The 19,646-nt window shown below is 40.1% G+C and carries 18 protein-coding genes; 15 read left to right on the top strand and 3 right to left on the bottom strand.

Annotated features, from left to right (window positions below; genetic code table 11):
* Positions 1 to 12: 12 nt before the first annotated feature.
* Positions 13 to 789 carry a lipid asymmetry maintenance ABC transporter permease subunit MlaE gene (gene mlaE / locus QQK02_RS05825; RefSeq protein WP_407705016.1) on the bottom strand — a complete coding sequence of 259 codons (777 nt, stop codon included), beginning with the start codon at positions 787 to 789 and terminating at the stop codon, positions 13 to 15.
* A complete protein-coding gene (gene mlaF, locus QQK02_RS05820) occupies positions 789 to 1,592 on the bottom strand; it encodes a phospholipid ABC transporter ATP-binding protein MlaF (RefSeq protein WP_284207037.1) in 804 nt (267 codons plus the stop codon). The genes mlaE and mlaF overlap by 1 nt, the downstream gene beginning before the upstream one ends.
* Positions 1,593 to 1,861: 269 nt before the next feature.
* Between mlaF and QQK02_RS05815 the strand changes: the two genes are divergently transcribed.
* The 12 genes from QQK02_RS05815 (at position 1,862) to mgtE (ending at position 11,212) form a co-directional block, all read left to right on the top strand.
* Positions 1,862 to 2,842, top strand: coding sequence for a calcium/sodium antiporter (locus tag QQK02_RS05815; protein ID WP_284207035.1), 981 nt, complete (start codon positions 1,862 to 1,864; stop codon positions 2,840 to 2,842).
* A gap of 23 nt (positions 2,843 to 2,865) precedes the next feature.
* Positions 2,866 to 3,831 carry a KpsF/GutQ family sugar-phosphate isomerase gene (locus QQK02_RS05810; RefSeq protein WP_284207034.1) on the top strand — a complete coding sequence of 322 codons (966 nt, stop codon included), beginning with the start codon at positions 2,866 to 2,868 and terminating at the stop codon, positions 3,829 to 3,831.
* Between the two features lies 1 nt (position 3,832).
* Complete coding sequence (gene kdsC, locus QQK02_RS05805; RefSeq protein WP_284207033.1) at positions 3,833 to 4,381, top strand: 3-deoxy-manno-octulosonate-8-phosphatase KdsC; 549 nt, start codon at positions 3,833 to 3,835, stop codon at positions 4,379 to 4,381.
* Entirely contained in the window at positions 4,378 to 4,944 is a 567-nt protein-coding gene (lptC, locus tag QQK02_RS05800) for an LPS export ABC transporter periplasmic protein LptC (RefSeq protein WP_284207032.1), read from the top strand. The genes kdsC and lptC overlap by 4 nt, the downstream gene beginning before the upstream one ends.
* Complete coding sequence (gene lptA, locus QQK02_RS05795) at positions 4,910 to 5,437, top strand: lipopolysaccharide transport periplasmic protein LptA (protein WP_284207031.1); 528 nt, start codon at positions 4,910 to 4,912, stop codon at positions 5,435 to 5,437. The genes lptC and lptA overlap by 35 nt, the downstream gene beginning before the upstream one ends.
* Complete coding sequence (gene lptB, locus QQK02_RS05790; RefSeq protein ID WP_284207030.1) at positions 5,437 to 6,168, top strand: LPS export ABC transporter ATP-binding protein; 732 nt, start codon at positions 5,437 to 5,439, stop codon at positions 6,166 to 6,168. Before lptA ends, lptB begins: the two co-directional genes overlap by 1 nt.
* A gap of 64 nt (positions 6,169 to 6,232) precedes the next feature.
* Positions 6,233 to 7,735 (top strand): RNA polymerase factor sigma-54, encoded by a 1,503-nt coding sequence (locus tag QQK02_RS05785; protein WP_284207029.1) that lies wholly within the window; start codon positions 6,233 to 6,235, stop codon positions 7,733 to 7,735.
* A gap of 23 nt (positions 7,736 to 7,758) precedes the next feature.
* On the top strand, positions 7,759 to 8,046 hold the full coding sequence (gene hpf, locus QQK02_RS05780) for a ribosome hibernation promoting factor (RefSeq protein ID WP_284207028.1): 288 nt from the start codon (positions 7,759 to 7,761) through the stop codon (positions 8,044 to 8,046).
* A 5-nt stretch (positions 8,047 to 8,051) separates the two neighbouring features.
* Positions 8,052 to 8,504 carry a PTS sugar transporter subunit IIA gene (locus tag QQK02_RS05775; RefSeq protein ID WP_284207027.1) on the top strand — a complete coding sequence of 151 codons (453 nt, stop codon included), beginning with the start codon at positions 8,052 to 8,054 and terminating at the stop codon, positions 8,502 to 8,504.
* Positions 8,505 to 8,510: 6 nt separating this feature from the next.
* The gene (gene rapZ / locus QQK02_RS05770) at positions 8,511 to 9,365 is read left to right on the top strand and encodes an RNase adapter RapZ (RefSeq protein ID WP_284207026.1); all 855 of its coding nucleotides are present in this window, start codon (positions 8,511 to 8,513) and stop codon (positions 9,363 to 9,365) included.
* Between the two features lies 1 nt (position 9,366).
* Positions 9,367 to 9,633, top strand: coding sequence for an HPr family phosphocarrier protein (locus QQK02_RS05765; RefSeq protein WP_284207025.1), 267 nt, complete (start codon positions 9,367 to 9,369; stop codon positions 9,631 to 9,633).
* A 217-nt stretch (positions 9,634 to 9,850) separates the two neighbouring features.
* Positions 9,851 to 11,212: a magnesium transporter gene (gene mgtE, locus QQK02_RS05760; RefSeq protein ID WP_284207024.1), complete on the top strand. Its 1,362-nt coding sequence runs from the start codon at positions 9,851 to 9,853 to the stop codon at positions 11,210 to 11,212.
* Between the two features lie 49 nt (positions 11,213 to 11,261).
* Here the strand turns inward: mgtE and pmbA are convergent, their stop codons facing one another.
* Positions 11,262 to 12,605 (bottom strand): metalloprotease PmbA, encoded by a 1,344-nt coding sequence (pmbA, locus tag QQK02_RS05755; protein ID WP_284207023.1) that lies wholly within the window; start codon positions 12,603 to 12,605, stop codon positions 11,262 to 11,264.
* Positions 12,606 to 12,755: 150 nt separating this feature from the next.
* On the opposite strand from pmbA, the gene yjgA reads away from it, so the two are divergent.
* The 3 genes from yjgA to QQK02_RS05740 all read left to right on the top strand — a co-directional run bounded on the left by yjgA (position 12,756) and on the right by QQK02_RS05740 (position 19,638).
* Entirely contained in the window at positions 12,756 to 13,265 is a 510-nt protein-coding gene (gene yjgA / locus QQK02_RS05750; RefSeq protein ID WP_284207022.1) for a ribosome biogenesis factor YjgA, read from the top strand.
* Between the two features lie 234 nt (positions 13,266 to 13,499).
* Entirely contained in the window at positions 13,500 to 15,494 is a 1,995-nt protein-coding gene (locus tag QQK02_RS05745; RefSeq protein WP_407705015.1) for a hypothetical protein, read from the top strand.
* Positions 15,495 to 15,780: 286 nt separating this feature from the next.
* Positions 15,781 to 19,638 carry a S8 family serine peptidase gene (locus tag QQK02_RS05740; RefSeq protein WP_284207020.1) on the top strand — a complete coding sequence of 1,286 codons (3,858 nt, stop codon included), beginning with the start codon at positions 15,781 to 15,783 and terminating at the stop codon, positions 19,636 to 19,638.
* The last annotated feature ends 8 nt before the right edge of the window (positions 19,639 to 19,646 follow it).

Here is a 19,646-nt window from a genome sequence, read left to right as displayed (position 1 = left end):
TTCACCTATCCTCTAACGCGCAAACATTAATGCGGTTAGTACAAAATCTAAACCTAAAACTAATAATGACGACTGCACTACCGTAGAAGTCGTCGCACGACTAATGCCTTCCGATGTTGGTTCACAGTCATAACCTTTATAAACAGCTATCCAAGTCACCACGAACGCGAACACAACGCTTTTAATCATGCCGTTCATAATGTCTTTACCGAATTCAACCTGCGACTGCATCATTGACCAAAACGTACCTGAGTCAACACCTAACCAGTCAACACCCACCAAATGGGCACCTAAAATACCAACCATTGAAAAAATAGCCGCCAGTAAAGGCATTGCAATAAAGCCAGCCCAAAAACGTGGCGCTATCACACGTCGCAATGGATCTACAGCCATCATCTCCATGCTCGAAAGTTGCTCTGTTGCTTTCATTAAACCGATTTCTGCCGTTAATGAGGATCCTGCTCTACCAGCAAAAAGCAACGCTGCGACCACAGGGCCAAGCTCTCGTAACAATGATAATGCCACCATTGGACCTAAGCTTGCTTCAGCACCATAATCAACCAATATGGTATAACCTTGAAGGGCCAATACCATGCCGATAAAACCACCAGAAACAACAATAATAATGAGCGATAAACTACCCACAGCATAAAGTTGCTTAACAAGCAGTGGATAGCCTTTTTTAAAGTTAGGTACATGCAATAACGCAGACATCAGCATAATCACAGCACGGCCTAAACCAGAGAATACGCTAACCGTTGATTGACCAAGTCGTAATATTGATTCCATTATTTGGTCACCTTCAACAACTCTTCCTTCAAACCTTTTGCTGGGAAATGAAAAGGAACTGGGCCATCTGCTTCACCTTGAACAAACTGATTAACTAAGCCTGACGTTTGGTTTCTGATTTCTTGCGCTGTGCCCTGCCCAATAACTTTTTGCTCAGCAATAATATAAATATAATCGGCAATACTCATCACTTCAGTGACGTCATGCGAGACAACAATTGACGTTAAACCAAGCGCTTCATTTAGCGATTTAATCAAACGAACAATCACTCCCATAGAAATAGGATCTTGTCCGGCAAAAGGCTCGTCATACATAATTAATTCAGGATCAAGTGCAATCGAACGAGCTAATGCCGCTCTTCTTGCCATACCGCCAGAAAGCTCACTTGGCTTTAAATCCTTTGCACCCCGTAAACCTACTGCCTGCAATTTCATTAACACCATTTTCTCAATAATGTCGTCAGTTAATTGCGTGTGTTCTCTTATAGGAAAGGCAATATTGTCAAACACATTCATCTCTGAAAACAAAGCACCACTTTGAAATAGCATGCTCATACGTTTTCGCACGTCATATAAACGACTTCTACTCAAAGTAGGAATATTTTGACCGTCGAATAGAATATCACCAGACTGAGGTTTTAATTGACCACCTATCAATCTTAATAATGTTGTTTTACCTATTCCGCTAGGGCCCATAATGGCGGTAACTTTACCTTTGGGAATAGATATATTGATATTCTCATAAATAGTCCGCTCTTCCCTTTTGAACGTCATATTTTTAATATCAACTAAAATATCTGTCATAAATCCAATCTTAACATCAATGTTTCATTTTTTCATACGAAGCGAATTCTACCTTAGGGCGAGACTCCCTGCACAATAAAATCGTAATTAAATATGTATAAATCATTTGAAAGAAAATAATTTCAACAATTTTCAGGTGTTAGTACGTTACAAGATGATTTTTTCATCACAAAACAGCTAAATATGTATTTTTTTCGTAAGAAAATTAGAATTCTACTTTCGTTTTCAAGCACAAGAAGCGACAATTCGCCTACTAAAAGGGGATTTACATGTTAGTACAGTGTTTAATTTTAATTGTGTCGTTAGTATTTTTAGTATGGAGTGCCGATAAATTCGTTTTTGGCGCATCTTCTATTGCGAGAAATTACGGCATTTCACCAATGGTAATCGGCCTAACAATTGTTGCAATGGGCTCTTCCGCACCTGAGATGATGGTTGCCGCCACAGCATCGCTTCAAGGTTCTCCAAATACAGCTATTGGTAACGCTATCGGCTCAAACATTACTAACATAGCATTAGTTCTTGGTCTCACTGCATTGCTAGCACCTTTACAAGTATCGTCCAATACGATCAAAAAGGAGCTGCCTCTCATCCTTGCTATCACTATGTTAGCTTGTTACGTATTATGGGATCAGTACTTCAGTTTTGTTGAGGGCCTCGTCTTACTTATTTTATTTTTCGTTTATATCTTTGGTCTACTATTTCTAACCATACGACGCAAAAAACAAGTCAATAACAAGAGCGAAGAAGATCCTTATATCGCAGAAGCTGAAGCAGATGTGCCTGAACCTGTAAGTAAACCGATGTCTTTTTTATGGCTTGCTGTCGGATTGATTCTATTACCGTTAAGTGCTTCTTATTTAGTTGACTCAGCAACCTTTATTGCTAAAGCTTTTGGCGTAAGTGATTTAGTGATTGGTTTAACAATTATCGCGATTGGCACAAGTTTGCCTGAACTTGCTGCGAGTATCGCAAGTATTATCAAAAAAGAAGATGACTTAGCGCTTGGCAATATTATAGGTTCGAATATCTTTAATATATTAGCTGTTTTATCATTAGCCGGGGTGATTGCTCCGGGTCAAATTGATGCACAAGCTGCAACCCAAGATGCGCCAATCATGTTAGCAATCACGCTATTACTTTTCGCCTTATGCTTCAGTAGAGTGAAAGGTGCATTTAGAGTAACACGTGCAAAAGGTGCCGTTCTATTGGCATGCTTTATTGGCTACCAAATACTGTTATTTGTTTAGCATCATCAGTTAAAGGTTTATAAATGAAAGACTTTAAACAACTAGCAAAAAATGTCATCGACATTGAGCAACAAGCTGTCGTAGGCCTGCATCGATTCATAGACGATAACTTTGCTCAAGCCTGCCAGTACATGTACGACTGTAAAGGTCGTGTTATTGTCGTTGGCATGGGTAAATCAGGTCATATTGGTGGCAAAATAGCTGCGACGTTAGCAAGTACAGGGACACCCTCATTTTTTGTCCACCCTGGTGAAGCGAGTCATGGCGATCTCGGCATGATCACCATTGAAGATGTCGTGCTTTGCATTTCAAATTCAGGTGAAACAGCTGAAGTCTTATCGATTACTCCAGTAATAAAACGTATTGGCGCTAAACTTATTGCTATGAGTAGCAATGAAACATCAACCCTCGCTAAATTGGCGGACACACATGTCTGCATTCAAGTGGAACAAGAAGCCTGCCCACTAGGTCTAGCGCCTACGTCAAGTACAACAGCTACCTTAGTGATGGGCGATGCGATTGCTGTAGCCCTGCTGAATGCGCGTGGTTTTACCGCTGATGATTTTGCATTATCTCACCCTGGCGGCAGCTTAGGTAAACGATTACTGCTACGCTTAACTGATATTATGCATACGGGTGAGCGATTACCTATTGTCGATGAAAGTGCAAAAATCAAAGAAGCACTTGTTCAAATGAGCCTTAAAGGGCTAGGTATGACCGCTGTTGTCAATAGTGACAAAAAGCTTACCGGTCTATTTACCGATGGTGATTTACGTCGTGTACTCGATTCAAAAACGGATATTCATCACGACGCTATAACGACCGTTATGACTGAAAACCCTGTTGTGGCTAATAGCGAAATGTTAGCTGCAGAAGCACTAAAAATTATGCAAGATAAAAAAATTAATGGTTTAATAATTGTTGACGAGCAACACCAAGTTGTTGGTGCAATGAATATGCACGACTTACTTAGTGCAGGAGTACTTTAAAATGAGCAATACTCTATATGGCGATGTTGATAGCCACGTACTTGAAAAAGCAAAGAACATTAAACTTTTAGTGTGTGATGTTGACGGCGTGTTTTCTGATGGCCGCATTTATTTAGGTAATGATGGCGAAGAATTAAAAGCGTTTCACACAAAAGATGGCTTCGGGGTAAAAGCGCTAATTAGTTCTGGTGTCGATGTCGGTATTATTACCGGCAGACGCTCTAATATTGTTTCTAACCGAATGAAATCCCTAAATATCAAATACATTGTACAAGGCCAAGAAGATAAATTGCCTGCATTGAATGATATTATTGAATTACTTGGTTTAGCAAAAAACGAGGTTGCTTATGTGGGTGATGATATTCCCGATCTAGCTTGTATTGAAGCCGTCGGTTTAGGCGTAGCGGTTAACGATGCACACCCTCTAGTCAAAGCAAAGGCAGACTTTGTAACCTTTACACCTGGTGGTTTTGGCGCAATACGTGAGTTATGTGACTTAATCATGCAACAACACAACACACTCGATGATGCCAAAGGCGCTAGTGTATGAGCAAACTGACAAGCTTCTCTCTGATTGTTTTTATATTAAGTGTTAGTATCTATGGTGTTTTTCAATGGCATCACGAAAAAGCGCCTAGTACCAACAATCAAGTAGAGGAACTTTTACCTGATTATGTTGCCGAATCTTTAAGTACCAATATTTATCTCGCTGATGGCAAACTATCCCACATCATTAATGCCGAGAAAATGGAGCACTTCAATGAAAGCAACACAACATTTTTTACAGAGCCAAATTATACCTTATATCCAAAAAACACATCTGCACCATGGAAAGTAAGCGCTAAACATGGCACATTGAATCATAACAATAGGGTTAGGCTTGAAAGTCGCGTGCAACTTGTTGCGACAGATGAAGACAGTTTAGTTCAAGAGATACATGGAAAGTACTTAGAACTTGATTTGAATACGAATATTTTAAGTTCAGATCAAACCATCATGATCGAAGGAAAAGATTTTATCATGTATGGCTCAGGCTTAATTGTAGACCTTAACACAACACAGATGACACTAACTGAACATGTACAAACCATTTATAAAAAAATTACACCTTAGTACAGCAATTATTGCTAGCTCATTGATGTTTGCACCACTTGCCAATGCGAGCAAAGCAGATTTATCTCAAGAGATTGTCATCACTGCAGAAAGACAAGCAGGCGATCTAAAAAATAAAATAGCAAGTTACCTTGATGATGTTGTTATCACCCAAGGCTCTTTAGTTATACATGCAGATTTAGTGCAAGTGATTGAGCATGATGCGACAGATAGCAAAACCTACTTAGCCAAAGGTAAACCCGCAACATTTGAGCAGCTTCTTGACGACGGCACGCCAATTAAATTAGAAGCAAATGAGATTACTTATGAACCGCTTACTCACACGATAACTATTTCTGGTGGTGCAAAACTAAGCCAAGAAGGTAGTGAAGTTAGTGGTGATAAAATTGTCTATAACACGCTTACTGAGCAGCTCGAAGCGCAAAGTAAACCTACAGAGCGTATTACAACAATCTTGAAGCCAAAATCAAAAGATAAAGCGAATAAAGAGTAATGACGCAAGGATTATTAAAAGCCGAGGGTCTTGCAAAGGCCTACAAAGGTAGAGAAGTTGTAAAGAATGTTGGCCTAAGTGTTGAAACCGGCCAAATTGTTGGTTTATTGGGCCCTAATGGTGCCGGTAAAACGACCTCTTTTTACATGATTGTTGGTCTTGTTGCGAATGACAAAGGCTCTATAGAATTAAATGGCGAAGACCTGACATTATCACCAATGCACGAGCGTGCGCGCAAAGGTTTAGGGTATTTACCTCAGGAAGCCTCTATATTTAGAAAGCTATCTGTATACGATAATATCATGGCGATTTTGCAAACAAGAAAAGAACTAAATGAAGTAGAACGTATTGAAAAACTTGAATTATTACTTGAAGAATTCAATATTGGCCATATAAAAGATAATCTAGGCATGAGTTTATCCGGTGGTGAGCGACGCCGTGTAGAAATTGCACGAGCATTGGCTGCAGATCCAGAGTTTATTTTACTCGATGAACCTTTTGCCGGCGTAGATCCAATTTCGGTTGGCGATATAAAGAAAATCATTTTACATTTAAAGCAACGCGGTATTGGTATATTAATTACCGACCATAACGTTCGTGAAACGCTTGATGTTTGTGAGAAAGCTTATATTGTAAGCCACGGTGAATTAATCGCCGAAGGTGACGCTGATCAAATTCTTGCCAATCAGCGAGTAAGAGATGTGTACCTAGGTGAGCAATTCACGCTATAGTTAATGGAAAGAGTCTCATTGACTCATTATAAGTTTGTAAATAAATAGGAATAATAAAAGCTACATGCGTCCATCATTACAACTCCGTATCGGACAACAGCTAACAATGACACCCCAGTTGCAGCAGGCGATAAGACTGTTGCAACTTTCGACGCTGGATTTGCAACAAGAAATACAAGAAGCACTAGATAGCAACCCGCTACTAGAGGCTGATGAAAATACACAACAAACCACGGATGAAAGCTCTCCTGACTCACTTGAAGAAGCCTTTTTAGGTGAAAGCCAAACGGCATCATCATCAGACGGTATGGAAGAAGCTAAGCCTACTTCTGACGAAGTAAGCACGAATGAAGCGCTTGAAAAAACCGATATTCCTGAAGAGCTCGCCATGGATACAACATGGGATGACAACTATAGCGCTAGTTCATCATCGTCAAGTTCAGCTCCTCTATCTGAAGACTATACCTACCAAGGCGAAACCACGGACTCAATTCAAGATCACTTGCGCTGGCAAATGGGGCTTACGCCATTCTCCGAAACTGATGAAGCCATTGCGACGGCAATCATTGATGCCATCGACGATGCCGGCTATTTAACCGTTACAAGTGAAGATATTTTAGAAAGTTTAGGCAAAGAAGACGTTGAGCTAGATGAAGTAGAGGCCGTATTAAAACGCATCAACATGTTTGATCCAATTGGTGTAGGTGCTCGCTCAATTCCTGAGTGTTTACTTATTCAACTAAATCAGTTTGATGAAAACACGCCTTGGCTCAAAGAAAGTAAACAAATTATCACTGACCATATTGATTTGTTGGGCAACAGAGACTATCGTCAACTTATGCGCAAGACGAAATTGAAAGAAGATCAATTACGTGAAGTAATTAGACTTATTCAAACACTCGATCCGCGCCCTGGCGATAGTGTTATCAAATCAGAAGAGCAGTACATCATTCCAGATGTGTCCGTTGAAAAGAAAAACGGCCGTTGGGTGGTAGAACTAAACCCTGACACAGCGCCAAAACTGTCGATTAATCAACAGTACGCCGCTATGACAAGGTCAATGAAATCATCTGAAGATAACCAATTTATTCGCTCAAACTTACAAGAAGCTAAGTGGTTCATTAAAAGCTTAGAGAGCCGCAATGATACATTATTGAAAGTATCTAATTGTATTGTACAACGCCAACAAGCCTTTTTTGAATACGGTCCAGAAGCTATGAAGCCGATGGTCTTAAACGATATTGCTGAAGCTGTAGACATGCATGAATCAACGATTTCACGTGTGACTACGCAGAAGTATATGCATACCCCACGCGGTATTTTTGAATTGAAATATTTCTTTTCAAGCCATGTTAGTACTGAAAACGGAGGAGAGTGTTCATCAACTGCTATTAGAGCATTAATTAAAAAATTAGTGTCTGCTGAACTACCGTCAAAGCCGTTGAGCGATAGTAAAATGGCAGAGTTGTTAGCTGAACAAGGCATTAATGTAGCCCGACGGACAATAGCTAAATACAGAGAATCGTTATCTATTCCGCCGTCTAACCAAAGAAAAAGTTTACTTTAAACTTAGTAATAAGGAAAAAGCTTATGCAAATTAATCTTTCTGGTCACCATGTAGATGTTACTGAATCAATGCGCGAATACGTCAATTCCAAATTTGCAAAGCTCGAGCGACATTTTGATCACATTAATAATGTGCACGTTGTACTTAATGTAGAAAAACTACAACAGATCGCAGAAGCAACCTTACACTTAAATGGTGGTGAAATTCATGCATCATCTGACGACAAAGACATGTATGCTGCAATCGATTCGTTAGTTGATAAGCTTGATCGTCAAGTCATTAAACACAAAGAAAAGATGAAAAAACACTAAAAAAAATGAAGTTGCAAGACATATTAACGCTGGACTGCACTATATGTGCAGCGCCAGCAAGCAGTAAGAAACGCCTTTTTGATACCATTTGCGATGCTGCCTCTCGAAGACTTCCAGACATGAGTCAACACGACTTACTTCAAAGCCTCACTCAACGAGAACAATTAGGTAGTACAGGCATTGGTAATGGTATCGCTATTCCCCATGGTCGCTTAAATCACTGTAAACAAGCTGTAGCTGTTTTAATCACAACAAGCCAAGCTATCCCTTTTGATGCAATAGACAATCGCCCTGTCGATATCTTTATCGCGCTATTTGTCCCGGAAGATTGTTGTAAAGAGCATTTAAGTACCTTACAAAATATCGCTAAGTTATTTGGCGACAAAAAATTCGTTAAACATATTAGAAAATGTCAAGATAACCATCAGTTATTCGATATTATTCAAGAAGCATCATAGGAAGATATGAAATTACTCGTTGTTAGTGGTCGTTCTGGCTCTGGAAAATCTGTAGCCTTAAGAGTACTTGAAGATTTAGGTTATTATTGTGTTGATAACATTCCTGTAAACCTATTACCTGCGCTAACCCACACAGTGATTAATGACTATGAGAATGTTGCCGTATCACTCGATGTACGTAACTTACCTAACGATCCAAATGATATTATCGAAGTCATCGATTATTTACCTAATGCCGTTGAATTAAGTGTTTTGTATCTTGATGCTGATGATTCCGATTTGATTCGTCGTTTCAGCGAGACTCGCCGCCTGCATCCTTTGATCAAAGAAGATATGGCACTTGATCAAGCCATAGAGCTTGAGAAAAAACTACTTGAACCGGTTATTATCCGCGCTGATCTATATATCAATACAACCAAGTTAACACCGCATCAATTATCAGATCTTGTCCGTGAAAGGATTTTAGGTAAAAAGTCAGGCAAAATGGTGATCGTATTTGAATCCTTCGGCTTTAAACATGGTGTTCCTCAAGATGCAGACTATGTATTTGATGCTCGATTCTTGCCGAACCCATTCTGGGATAAATCACTTAAAGGTTTAACAGGGCTTGATGAACCCGTCATAGATTTTCTTGGTTCTGAGCCGTTAGTGACTAAATTTGTCTGGCAAATTAATAGTTTTTTACAAACCTGGTTACCACATTTAGAACGTAATAATCGCAGTTATGTCACGATAGCTATTGGCTGTACCGGTGGTAAACATCGTTCGGTTTATATTGCTGAGCAATTAGCGTCGAATTTACGTAAAGAGCGCAACGATATCCAATCTCGTCATAGAGATATTAAAGTAAAAAGTACGTAAGATGCTTGAAAGAACTGTCACTATTATCAATAAACTAGGCATTCATGCACGTCCTGCGACAAAGCTTGCAAAGTTATCCAGCCAATTTGACGCTAACGTTCAACTTTGTATGGGTGAAAAACACGTCGACGCGAGCTCAATTATGGGTTTAATGCTTTTAGCAGGAGCCCAAGGTAAAAAGGTCACGGTTCAAAGTGACGGTCCTCAAGCCCAAGATGCACTCGATGCAATTTGTCAGCTCATTGAAGATAAATTTGACGAAGAGTAGTCATCAAAAATAGTAGATTCAGCCAATATAACACATACTTTTTCGTTCATTCCTGCTTTAAAATTTATCCGCTAAATTTCAAATAATATGCTGAATAACCTATCTTTTTAAGATAGACTTAACGCTATAGATCTAAAAGTTGTCATCTAGTTATGGCAAATTAACTAACTGCTTAACCAGTTACATCGTTACAAACGATACGGCAAAGGGCGTCAGTATGCCGGAAATTCTCGAACAAGAAGACAATCAATTAAGGTTACAGCAAATCAATGCCGCCATTGATAGCGGTATGTTTGTCTATGTTCGAAATTTATTTCAAGAGATGCCAGCCTACGACTTAGCATTAATGCTAGAGTCTTCTACCTCAAAAACCCGTCTAGTACTTTGGCAGCTTATCGATCCCGATATGCATGGTGAAGTGTTAGAAGAGCTCAACGAAGAAGTACGTAAATCCATCCTTAAAAACATGGCACCAGAAAAAGTTGCTGCTGTTGCTGAAGGTATGGATATCGATGATATTGCTGAAGTACTGCGTACACTGCCCGATAGTGTCTACCAGCAAGTAATCAACACAATGGATCATCAAGATAGAACTCGCGTCGAGCAAGCTTTATCGTATGAAGAAGATACCGCTGGCGGTATCATGAACACCGATACTATCACTATTCGTCCTGATGTGACGGTTGATGTGGTATTACGTTATTTACGATTGAAAGGCACATTGCCTGAATCAACTGACTCATTTTACGTTGTTGATCGCAATGATTTATTCATTGGCTCAGTATCTTTATCATCAATCGTGACAGCGCGTGCCGAAGTGATCATATCAACGCTAATCGATGATGATGTCACGGCAGTCAAAGCCGATATGCCTGAAGCAGACGTTGCGCAACTTTTCGAGAAATATGACTGGTTCTCGGCTCCAGTAATTGATGAAAATGGTCGCCTAGTTGGTCGTATCACCATAGATGATGTCATTGATATCATTCGTGAAGAAGCAGAACACTCATTAATGAGTATGGCGGGTTTAGATGACGAGGCTGATACCTTCGCCCCTGTTGTAAAAAGTACACAACAACGCTCTGTTTGGTTAGCCGTAAACCTAGTAACAGCATTAATGGCAGTAGCTGTTAGTTCGATGTTTGAAGGCATTCTTAGCGAATTAGCCATACTAGCCATTTTAAATACGCTTGTGCCGAGTATGGGCGGTGTTGCTGGCAACCAAACCCTGACACTTGTTATTCGCGGTATTGCCTTAGGTCATATCGGTGACAGTAACTCACGTTTAATACTTTATAAAGAACTAGCCGTTGGTTTCTTAAATGGTTTGATTTGGTCTTTAGTCATAGCTGGCGTGGTTGTTTTATGGAAACAAGACATAAGCTTAGGCTTAGTTATTGCGTTTGCCATGATGGTTAACCTAACCGTTGCAGGTGCGTCAGGCGTATTGATTCCTATCTTATTGAAGAAAATGAATATTGACCCGGCACTTGCTGGTAGCGTGATATTAACAACGATTACTGATATCGTCGGTATTTTCGCATTTTTAGGTACGGCAACCTGGCTATTATCACCATAAAAAAAGGCCAATGTGACTGCTCACATTGACCTTTTATCAATACTATCTTTTAGTTTCCGGCAACTTGCATTTCATCAATAATGATAGAGCCCGTACGAATACTTCCCTTATTATCAATATCATCACCAACAGCAACGATGCCTTTAAACATTTGTTGTAAATTGCCGGCAATCGTCACTTCTGCAACTGGGTACATAATCTTACCATTTTCAACCCAAAAGCCCGCTGCACCACGAGAGTAATCTCCGTTAACCACATTTACGCCCTGCCCCATTAGCTCTGTAACCAAAAGACCGGTACCTAGCTTATTCAACATGGCTTCAAAATCACCACCTTGGCTCGACACAATCCAGTTATGAATGCCGCCAGCATGACCAGTCGTTTCCATACCTAATTTACGTGCAGAGTAACTCGTTAGCAAAAAGGTTTCTAAAGCTCCGCCCTTAATAATATCGCGATCTTGGGTTGCTACGCCTTCACTATCAAATGCATTACTTGCTAAAGCACCCGCAATATGTGGACGCTCTTCAATATTTAAAAAAGAAGGGAATATTTGCTCACCTAATGCATCAATTAAGAATGATGACTTGCGATATAAATTACCACCGCTAATGGCAGCAATAAAATGCCCCCAAATGGTATTGGCAATGTCAGCGCGGAACATAACAGGCGTCTTGCATGTACTTAATTTGTGACTGCCTAAACGAGATAAGGTTTCAGATGCCGCCTTTTGACCAACAAACTTCGCCGTGTCTAATAAGTCAAAATTACGATTAACCGTATATGCGTAATCTCGTTGCATATCATCACCATCACTGGCGATCATGACACAGCTTAAACTATGCCTAGAGCTTGGAAAGCCAACAAGTTGCCCGTTACTGTTGCCATAAACTTTAAACCCTTCGTAGCACGCTAAAGTAGCCCCATCTGAGTTTGTTAAACGCTCATCATAAGCTAAAGCGTGGTTTTCACACGCCAAAGCCAACTCAATAGCATCATCTGTTGTTAATGCTTTTGGGTGATATAAATCTAGCGATTTTGGCGTGTAAGCAAGTCGATCTGCATCAGCTAAACCAGAACAATCATCAACTGACGTGTACTTTGCAATATTAACAGCAGCTTCAACGGTTTTCTTTAATGCATCATCAGACAAATCTGCGGTTGATGCGCTGCCTTTACGACCGTTTTGATAAACAGTAATGCCTAACGCGCCATCATTGGTAAACTCCACATTTTCCACCTCACCTAAACGTGTACCTACACTTAATCCTTGTTGGCGGCTTAATGCGACTTCAGCGCCGTCTGTTCCTAAAGAACTAGCTAATTCTAATACTTTAGCTACACGCTGTTTTACGTCGTCGATTTGTTGGTGAATGTCTACCTTGTCGCTCATATAAGTTCATCTTGATGTTTTGATAGCGCATTATAACCATATGCGGTAGAAAATATCTCTATTTTGTCATGTTCAATCACGACTCCATGGAGGTTAATTCGTTTTTTTTGTATACTTGTCGATATTCAAGAAAGTTAATCTAGCGCAACAATGACCACAGAAAATCAAGAAGAGTTCTTCGACGAAGAATTAAAAAGTAAAACTGACATAAAAAAAGAGAAACTTGCCTTACAAGATTTAGGACGACGCCTTGTCGCTTTACCTAAAAAACAACGTAATGAATTACCAGTTGATGAAGACATTCAAGATGCTTTTACATTGGCTGATCGCATCAAAAATAAGCATGAAGCCCACAAGCGCCATATGCAATATCTAGGTAAGCTATTACGTGAAGCAGATTTAGATGCGATTCAAGCTAAACTAGACTTTTACGCAAATAAGCACCAACAAGAAAACTTAGAGTTTGCCAAGCTCGAAAAAACACGTGATGAACTCATTACCAGCGATAACAACTTTGTTGAATCGGTATTAGCGCAATACCCAAACCTAGAGCGTCAAAAACTACGTCAACTTATTCGCCAAGCGGCAAAAGAACATAAAGCGGAAAAGCCGTCGAAACATTACAAAACGTTATTTCAATATATAAAAGAGAACAGCTAGCAGTCATCTGATAGCGTAAAGTGGGCTAATTAACGTAAATAACGTTTTCGCTATTGAGTTTTAGTCCGCACTTCCCCTATTATAGAGCTTAAAATCCCTTATATGCCTAGCACCTTTTGTTATAAACGTAGTTAATTCATGACCCATTTGCAGTACTCCATTCACGATTGTATTCTCGATTGCCAAACCATGGTGCTTTCTCGTGAAGAAATACAGGTTAAACTTTAAGCAAAGGTGTTCGACTTTCTATTGTTATTTTTTGACAGTAGTGAACAAATCGTTAATAAAGAAGATGCGATAGCGACTATTTGGTTGGGTAATGAAGGGGTAGGCAAACGTGGCGTAACCAACGCTATTTGGTCATTGCGAAAAGCTTTTAACGAACTAGGTATTGAGGAAGAAGCGTTTCACACCATTCCAAAAGTTGGCTATCAATTATTGCTTACGGCATCGCCAATAAGCGATCAGACTAGCCAAGATATCGCCAATGAGCAGTCGAAAATTAGTCGCTCATCGTCAATCATTTATTTCTTAATAACGTTTATCGTTTTAAGCCTAATTGCAATCACTGTTTTCTATTTAACTTCAACACAAGAAACAGCCCCAATTAGTCACCCCGTGGAAGATCATCCTATTACCACGTTTGAGGGTATCGAAGAGTACCCAGCTGTATCACACAATGGTGAATTAATTGCTTTCCAATGGTTACGAGAAGGCCAAAAAGGCCAAATTTATGTAAAAAACCTTACATCAGCTGATGCGCCACTAAACCTTATTTCTATGGGTGATCAGGAAGAAACGTCACCAGCATGGTCGTATGACGATAAACGACTAGCCTACGCCCGAATTACCGAACAAGGCCAGTGTGAAATAAGGTTTCGTGAACTTGCCACCAATAAAGACTCCCTCATAGATACCGGTTGCTATTATCAGTCTTTTCGCAAATTAATCACCTGGTCTAATACTGCAGATAACTTTATTATTTACAGTAAGCGTACAGCTGGTTCGACCGCTTTATTTCGTTACGACTTTACCAGTGAAACAGCAACACAATTAACTTTCCCTCAGGTTCATGAAGCTGACTTCGCACCACAATTAACGCCTAATAATGAAAAACTAGTATTCATTAGGGAAAGAGGTTCACAAAGTTACGACGTTATTGCCCAGCAAGCGGGCGAAAATAAAACAATTCTTCAGGGACAAGTATCAATTGTCGATATTAGTATTCACGGTGAAGAGGACGCGGTTATCGTTAATTACGCTAAAAGCGGCCAGTTTATTATCGAACACATCGATTTATCAACAAACGCTCACCAACACATCGCAAATAGAACGTTACCCAGCACTATTAGCTACAATAATCAGCAAAATAATTTAGCAATATCAGATCATATATCTAAAGAATATGTTGCCTTAGTTGACTTTAAAACAAGTAAAATAAATCGTCGTGTTTCCTCCTCGTCACGAGATATGTATGGCAGATACTTACCTCGAACTAAAGAAATTATGTTTTTATCCAATAGAAGTGGCTTATGGTCTGTTTGGTTGAAAGGAACCCTCAATAGTGAAAACTTAACGAAAGACTTAGGCAACGTTACCGTTCCTGCGGTATCGCCTGATGAAAAAAAATATGTCGTTAAAATAGCCTCTACTAAGAGCTCAGCAACAAGTCTATATTTAGGTACATTGGCAACGAACCAACTTCAAAAATTAGATACTAATGGCCTACAAGTTGAAAACCTGTCTTGGGCACAAGATGGAAAATCAATTTATTTTTTCAGCACTAATGGTGAAACATCCGGCATATATAACCTTGATCTATCGTCTTCAACAATTAAACAACTTACCCAAAAAAACGAGCAGTATGCTATTGAAAGTGATGATGGCAACTTGTATATGTCACGATTAAATCAAGCTGGTATTTGGCAATACAACCCACGTACTGAATCATTTATTCAAATAACAGATGAACTTGCTGATTTTGACTACGGTTCGTTTTTCTGTATTGACGGTGCCTTGTATTATTTGAATCGCAATAAATTTACTGATGAAGTAAAGCGTATTAGCCAAGATGGTAGCGTTGCTGTGCTTGCTTCATTCCCCAAAAACACCATTCGAAGATATTTTGGTATTTCAGCAGCGAATAGCAATCAGTTTATCGCAACTTTAAAAATAACGAATGAAGCTGATATTAATGCGATTCCAATTTCATTGCATACTCACGAATAATACAAAAACCGACCAATTAGACAACAAAAAAGGCTGGTTTTTCAGCCTTTTTTTGCTATCACCGTTTGAAAAACAACCCCAAAAAAAAACCAAACAAACTATTGATAAATATAGTAAATGAAATTTTTTAGAACTTCTTATGACGTTAAAAAGAAGTTAATTGGAGTTAGTTTAGAATCACCTACTCTTGCTCATGAATTCCTTGTTCGATAGAACTAACTTGGCGAATAAAAACAACAATAAAGATTTCGCCAATAACAAAAAATATATCAAAGGAAACATGTCAATGAGATTTAACAAAAGTGCCTTAGCATTGTGTATCAGTGGCGCATTACTTACCGGTAATGTAATTGCTGATACAAGTGCTCAAGTGGAATCACGTACTAGCTTCAAACAAAACCAATCAAAGGCGATAGAATATACCGTTCACTTGTCACACGCTCCTGCTTTAACCAAATATGTGAAAGGTAAACACAACTACAAAAACGAAGCTGCACAAGTGGCAAGCCAACAAGAATCGATTTTGAACCACGTCATGTCGCTTGATAGCGAAGTGAGAGTCGTCGGTAAATCTAAGTTGCTTGGTAACTTCATTACGATTTCTAGTGCGCACATCACAAAAGAGCAATTACAGCAAATTTCAGGTGTTACAGCGGTAAATGAAGTTGTACGAACAACATCACTTGCACAGAACAACAAGTCATACACACTATCGAATCAGCAACGCAGTGAAGCTGTTTCTGAAGAAATTGTCATGATGGAGCCATTAACTGGCAGCGATACGGCCGGTGAAGGCGCAACCGTAGCAATCGTATCAACAGGTATTGATTATACGCATTCATTTTTTGGCGGAAACGGGGAATATGGTGACGATGGTGATCCTGAAACACCACCTTTAGCTGGCAGTTACATGGAAGCCTTTGAAAATGGTGCAGTAGGTCCAACTATTCCTGCTGTTGAAGATGACCCGACAACACCAGATGTTGACGAATCAGCTGACGCTATTCCAGGCTATGACGGTTTTCCTACAGATGTGGTTATTGGTGGTAAAGATTTCAACAGTGAAAACTATGGTGAAGATGCCAACCCAATTGACCAAAACTTAGTTGGTTCGCATTGGAGTGGCTGGGAGTATCCAACAGGCATGGGTACAGAATTAGCGAGTATCGTTCACCAATTAGCACCCGGTGCAAAATTATTTGCATACAAAGTAACCAACATTTCACCATACAGCTGGAATCCATCGCAATTTGACGTACGCACTGCAAGATCAGAACATATAATGATGGCTATCGAGCACGCGCTTGATCCAAATGAAGATGGCGACACTTCCGATCACGTTGATGTCGTGCTTTTAGACGCGGGCTCTGGCGCAGCGTTTTTTGATCAAAATGCTAGCGGTGGCGCTGGTGGTTCCAGTCTTGTTCAAACGATCATCCAACGTGCAGCAGCATTAGGCACGACTATCGTTACCCATGCGGGTGCCGGTGGTGTTCAAGATTTAAACGGTAATATAGTCGAAGATCGCTTCCGTAGCTGGACATCAACAGAAGGCGCGGCTACAAATGCAATTACGGTAGGTTCAGCAATCTTAGCTGACGATGATAGCCTTAGCGCAGCAGATTGGTCGCCAATGGGGCCTGTGCGAGGTTCTAAAGCGTTAAAGCCTGAGATTATGGCAATAGCGAACGATATCCCTGTCATGCGAATTTCACAAGCTGATGAAGCTGCTGATACAAAAGATATGCGAACAGATGCGGTATCTGCTGCTGCTAAAATTGCTGCCGCAGCTGCTGTCATTAAAGGTGCTAACCCCGCTTTAGGTCCAGTAGAAATCAAAGCACTTTTAGCCAATACAGCAACTGAGAAAAATATCGCTGAATACGATGATATGGACAGTGAAATGGCAGAGTTGCTATTGATCGGTCATGGTTTAACAGATGTAGAAGCAGCTGTTTCATCACCAGTTGTTATCTGGGAAAAAACTAGCTACCAACCATATATTCAATTTGGTTTCCATGAAGTGGGGACGCATAAGCGCGTAACGAAACACATTACGTTACGCAATCTTTCAGATAGTGCTCAAACATATAACATGAGCTACATGATGAATGGCGAAAAAGCGGCACATGACGCACTAGAGATTAACTACCCGGCAAGTGTCAATATACCAGCTAACTCTTCGGTTGAAGTTGCAATTGAAGTCAATATCGACGGTACTATGTTACCTGAATGGCCATTACAGTCGACAGAAGACTTTACGCCTGAAAACTTAAAGTCAACGGAATTAAATGGCTATTTCACGTTGACGTCTGATGGCAACCCTGAAATTAATGTCGGCTGGATGATTCAAGCACGAAACGAAACCACAATAGATAAAATGGCAATCGGCGAAGAGTACCCATATTCATTAGGTTGGAACTCTGATTTAGGTCGCAGTGAATGGGTTGGTGTTGATTGGGCTGAGACTTTCTACCCGGACAGTGAGTGGGGCGCTAAAACCTACAAAGCTAAAACATCTAGTTTTGTAAACGAGTCACAGTCAGCAACAACGTTTGAAGCATATCCTTTATTTCAATTTAACGCGCACGAACCTTTAGGAAAAGAGAACGTATCTGGTCATAAAATTCGCGCAGTCGGCGGTGGTCTATACGATGAAGCGATGTGTAGTTCAGGTAAAAAGTTATCTATTGCGGTTAACTTTTTCCAACCGGCAAATGTAGCATTAGCTAACTACATGGACAAAATTGGTGCACCACTTTTCTTTTACGACCTTTTTCATGAGCAAATTGTTTTAGATAATGGTGCTAATAATGCGTTCAATGGCATCGAAATTTGGGATGAATCTCAAGTTGTTAACCAACCGTTTGTTCAACTGAATAGCAAAGGCCAACCTGCAACGTTCTACATTAATTACAACAAAGAGTACGACTGGACAAACCCTTCAGGTCGTTACACTGAGTCAAAGTTACCAGTACGTTTTTCTAACGACGGTACAAACGTAGTTTCTGAAGTTTGTGTCGATGAACTTTATCACCACGAGCTAGATTCTATTGAAGACTTTGATCAAAATATGGGCTTTCACTTAGAAACTGACCGTGACGCTATTCGCGATAAGGGTGAACCAATCGTTCAATTTAATCCTGTTAAAGGCGGTTACTACGCGGAAGAAGAAGTTTGTCAATCAGGCTGGCTAGGTTCTTGGTGTGAAGTTATGACTGTTGATAAATCTGTACGTATAGGTCTAGGTCATGTCTCAGACGAAGAATCGATAGAAACTGCTGAGTTAAGCCACATATACAGAGCTTCTCCAGGAGAAAAAGTCTCTATTGCGGCAGCAAAACCAGATTTTTATAACGGTCCAAAAGGCGAGTTCATGGTAATTAGCACGGCTGATAACTTCTTTGAACGTGGTTTTGTTGATTTTGATGACGAAGACGGTTCAGTGCATGCTGATGTGCGTGGTGGTCAAAAATTCTCAATTGATGAAGATGCTCAAATGGGTACTGTTGTTGGCCAAATCAAACTAGACACTGCTGGTTTCTTTGCAGTTGGTGATGCTCAAAGTCAACAACACGAATTGCATATTGTTAATGCCTTACCAGGTTCACCATTTGCAATTGACCAAGCAACACTTGAGTTAGTTGTCGCTAATCCAGATGCGCTTGATTACGAAAACCAATCTGAATACGAAGTTCAAATTGTCGCTCAACAGGGTAACGGTTTAGGTACTCCGCAAATGGTGATGGTTTATATCAACGATGTTAACGATATAGCACCTGAAGTTATGGCTGACGTAGCTGCAGCAGTACCAGCTGTTAATGTGAAGTTATCAGGCGATAATGCAACAGCATTTAGCATTGACTTTACCGGTGTGTTCGTTGAAAGCGAAGGTCAAGCATTAACTTATACAGCGAGTGCGCCAGGACTAAGCAACGTTAGCATTAACGGTACAACAGTATCGGGGAACGTAACTGAGTCAGGTAATTATGTTGTAACGGTTGTAGCATCAGACGGTGTTCACGAAACAACAGCTGACTTCTCAGTTTCAGCCGAAATGGCAGACACAACTAGCAGTGGCGGTAGCATGGGTGGCATGTTAGCCATCTTAGCAGGCTTAGTTGCATTCCGTCGTCGTAAATAAACCAACGT

The sequence above is a fragment of the Thalassotalea eurytherma genome (assembly GCF_030161415.1).
GTDB lineage: Bacteria > Pseudomonadota > Gammaproteobacteria > Enterobacterales > Alteromonadaceae > Thalassotalea_G > Thalassotalea_G eurytherma.
The sequence above is the reverse complement of the archived record's forward strand: the minus strand, read 5'-3'. Positions and strand labels throughout refer to the sequence as shown.

What these genes read in the sequence shown, in the direction of transcription:
- mlaE (WP_407705016.1), bottom strand. Translation starts at nt 789, where the DNA reads ATGGAATCAATATTACGACTTGGTCAATCAACGGTTAGCGTATTCTCT.
- mlaF (WP_284207037.1), bottom strand. Translation starts at nt 1,592, where the DNA reads ATGACAGATATTTTAGTTGATATTAAAAATATGACGTTCAAAAGGGAA.
- QQK02_RS05815 (WP_284207035.1), top strand. Translation starts at nt 1,862, where the DNA reads ATGTTAGTACAGTGTTTAATTTTAATTGTGTCGTTAGTATTTTTAGTA.
- QQK02_RS05810 (WP_284207034.1), top strand. Translation starts at nt 2,866, where the DNA reads ATGAAAGACTTTAAACAACTAGCAAAAAATGTCATCGACATTGAGCAA.
- kdsC (WP_284207033.1), top strand. Translation starts at nt 3,833, where the DNA reads ATGAGCAATACTCTATATGGCGATGTTGATAGCCACGTACTTGAAAAA.
- lptC (WP_284207032.1), top strand. Translation starts at nt 4,378, where the DNA reads ATGAGCAAACTGACAAGCTTCTCTCTGATTGTTTTTATATTAAGTGTT.
- lptA (WP_284207031.1), top strand. Translation starts at nt 4,910, where the DNA reads ATGTACAAACCATTTATAAAAAAATTACACCTTAGTACAGCAATTATT.
- lptB (WP_284207030.1), top strand. Translation starts at nt 5,437, where the DNA reads ATGACGCAAGGATTATTAAAAGCCGAGGGTCTTGCAAAGGCCTACAAA.
- QQK02_RS05785 (WP_284207029.1), top strand. Translation starts at nt 6,233, where the DNA reads ATGCGTCCATCATTACAACTCCGTATCGGACAACAGCTAACAATGACA.
- hpf (WP_284207028.1), top strand. Translation starts at nt 7,759, where the DNA reads ATGCAAATTAATCTTTCTGGTCACCATGTAGATGTTACTGAATCAATG.
- QQK02_RS05775 (WP_284207027.1), top strand. Translation starts at nt 8,052, where the DNA reads ATGAAGTTGCAAGACATATTAACGCTGGACTGCACTATATGTGCAGCG.
- rapZ (WP_284207026.1), top strand. Translation starts at nt 8,511, where the DNA reads ATGAAATTACTCGTTGTTAGTGGTCGTTCTGGCTCTGGAAAATCTGTA.
- QQK02_RS05765 (WP_284207025.1), top strand. Translation starts at nt 9,367, where the DNA reads ATGCTTGAAAGAACTGTCACTATTATCAATAAACTAGGCATTCATGCA.
- mgtE (WP_284207024.1), top strand. Translation starts at nt 9,851, where the DNA reads ATGCCGGAAATTCTCGAACAAGAAGACAATCAATTAAGGTTACAGCAA.
- pmbA (WP_284207023.1), bottom strand. Translation starts at nt 12,605, where the DNA reads ATGAGCGACAAGGTAGACATTCACCAACAAATCGACGACGTAAAACAG.
- yjgA (WP_284207022.1), top strand. Translation starts at nt 12,756, where the DNA reads ATGACCACAGAAAATCAAGAAGAGTTCTTCGACGAAGAATTAAAAAGT.
- QQK02_RS05740 (WP_284207020.1), top strand. Translation starts at nt 15,781, where the DNA reads ATGAGATTTAACAAAAGTGCCTTAGCATTGTGTATCAGTGGCGCATTA.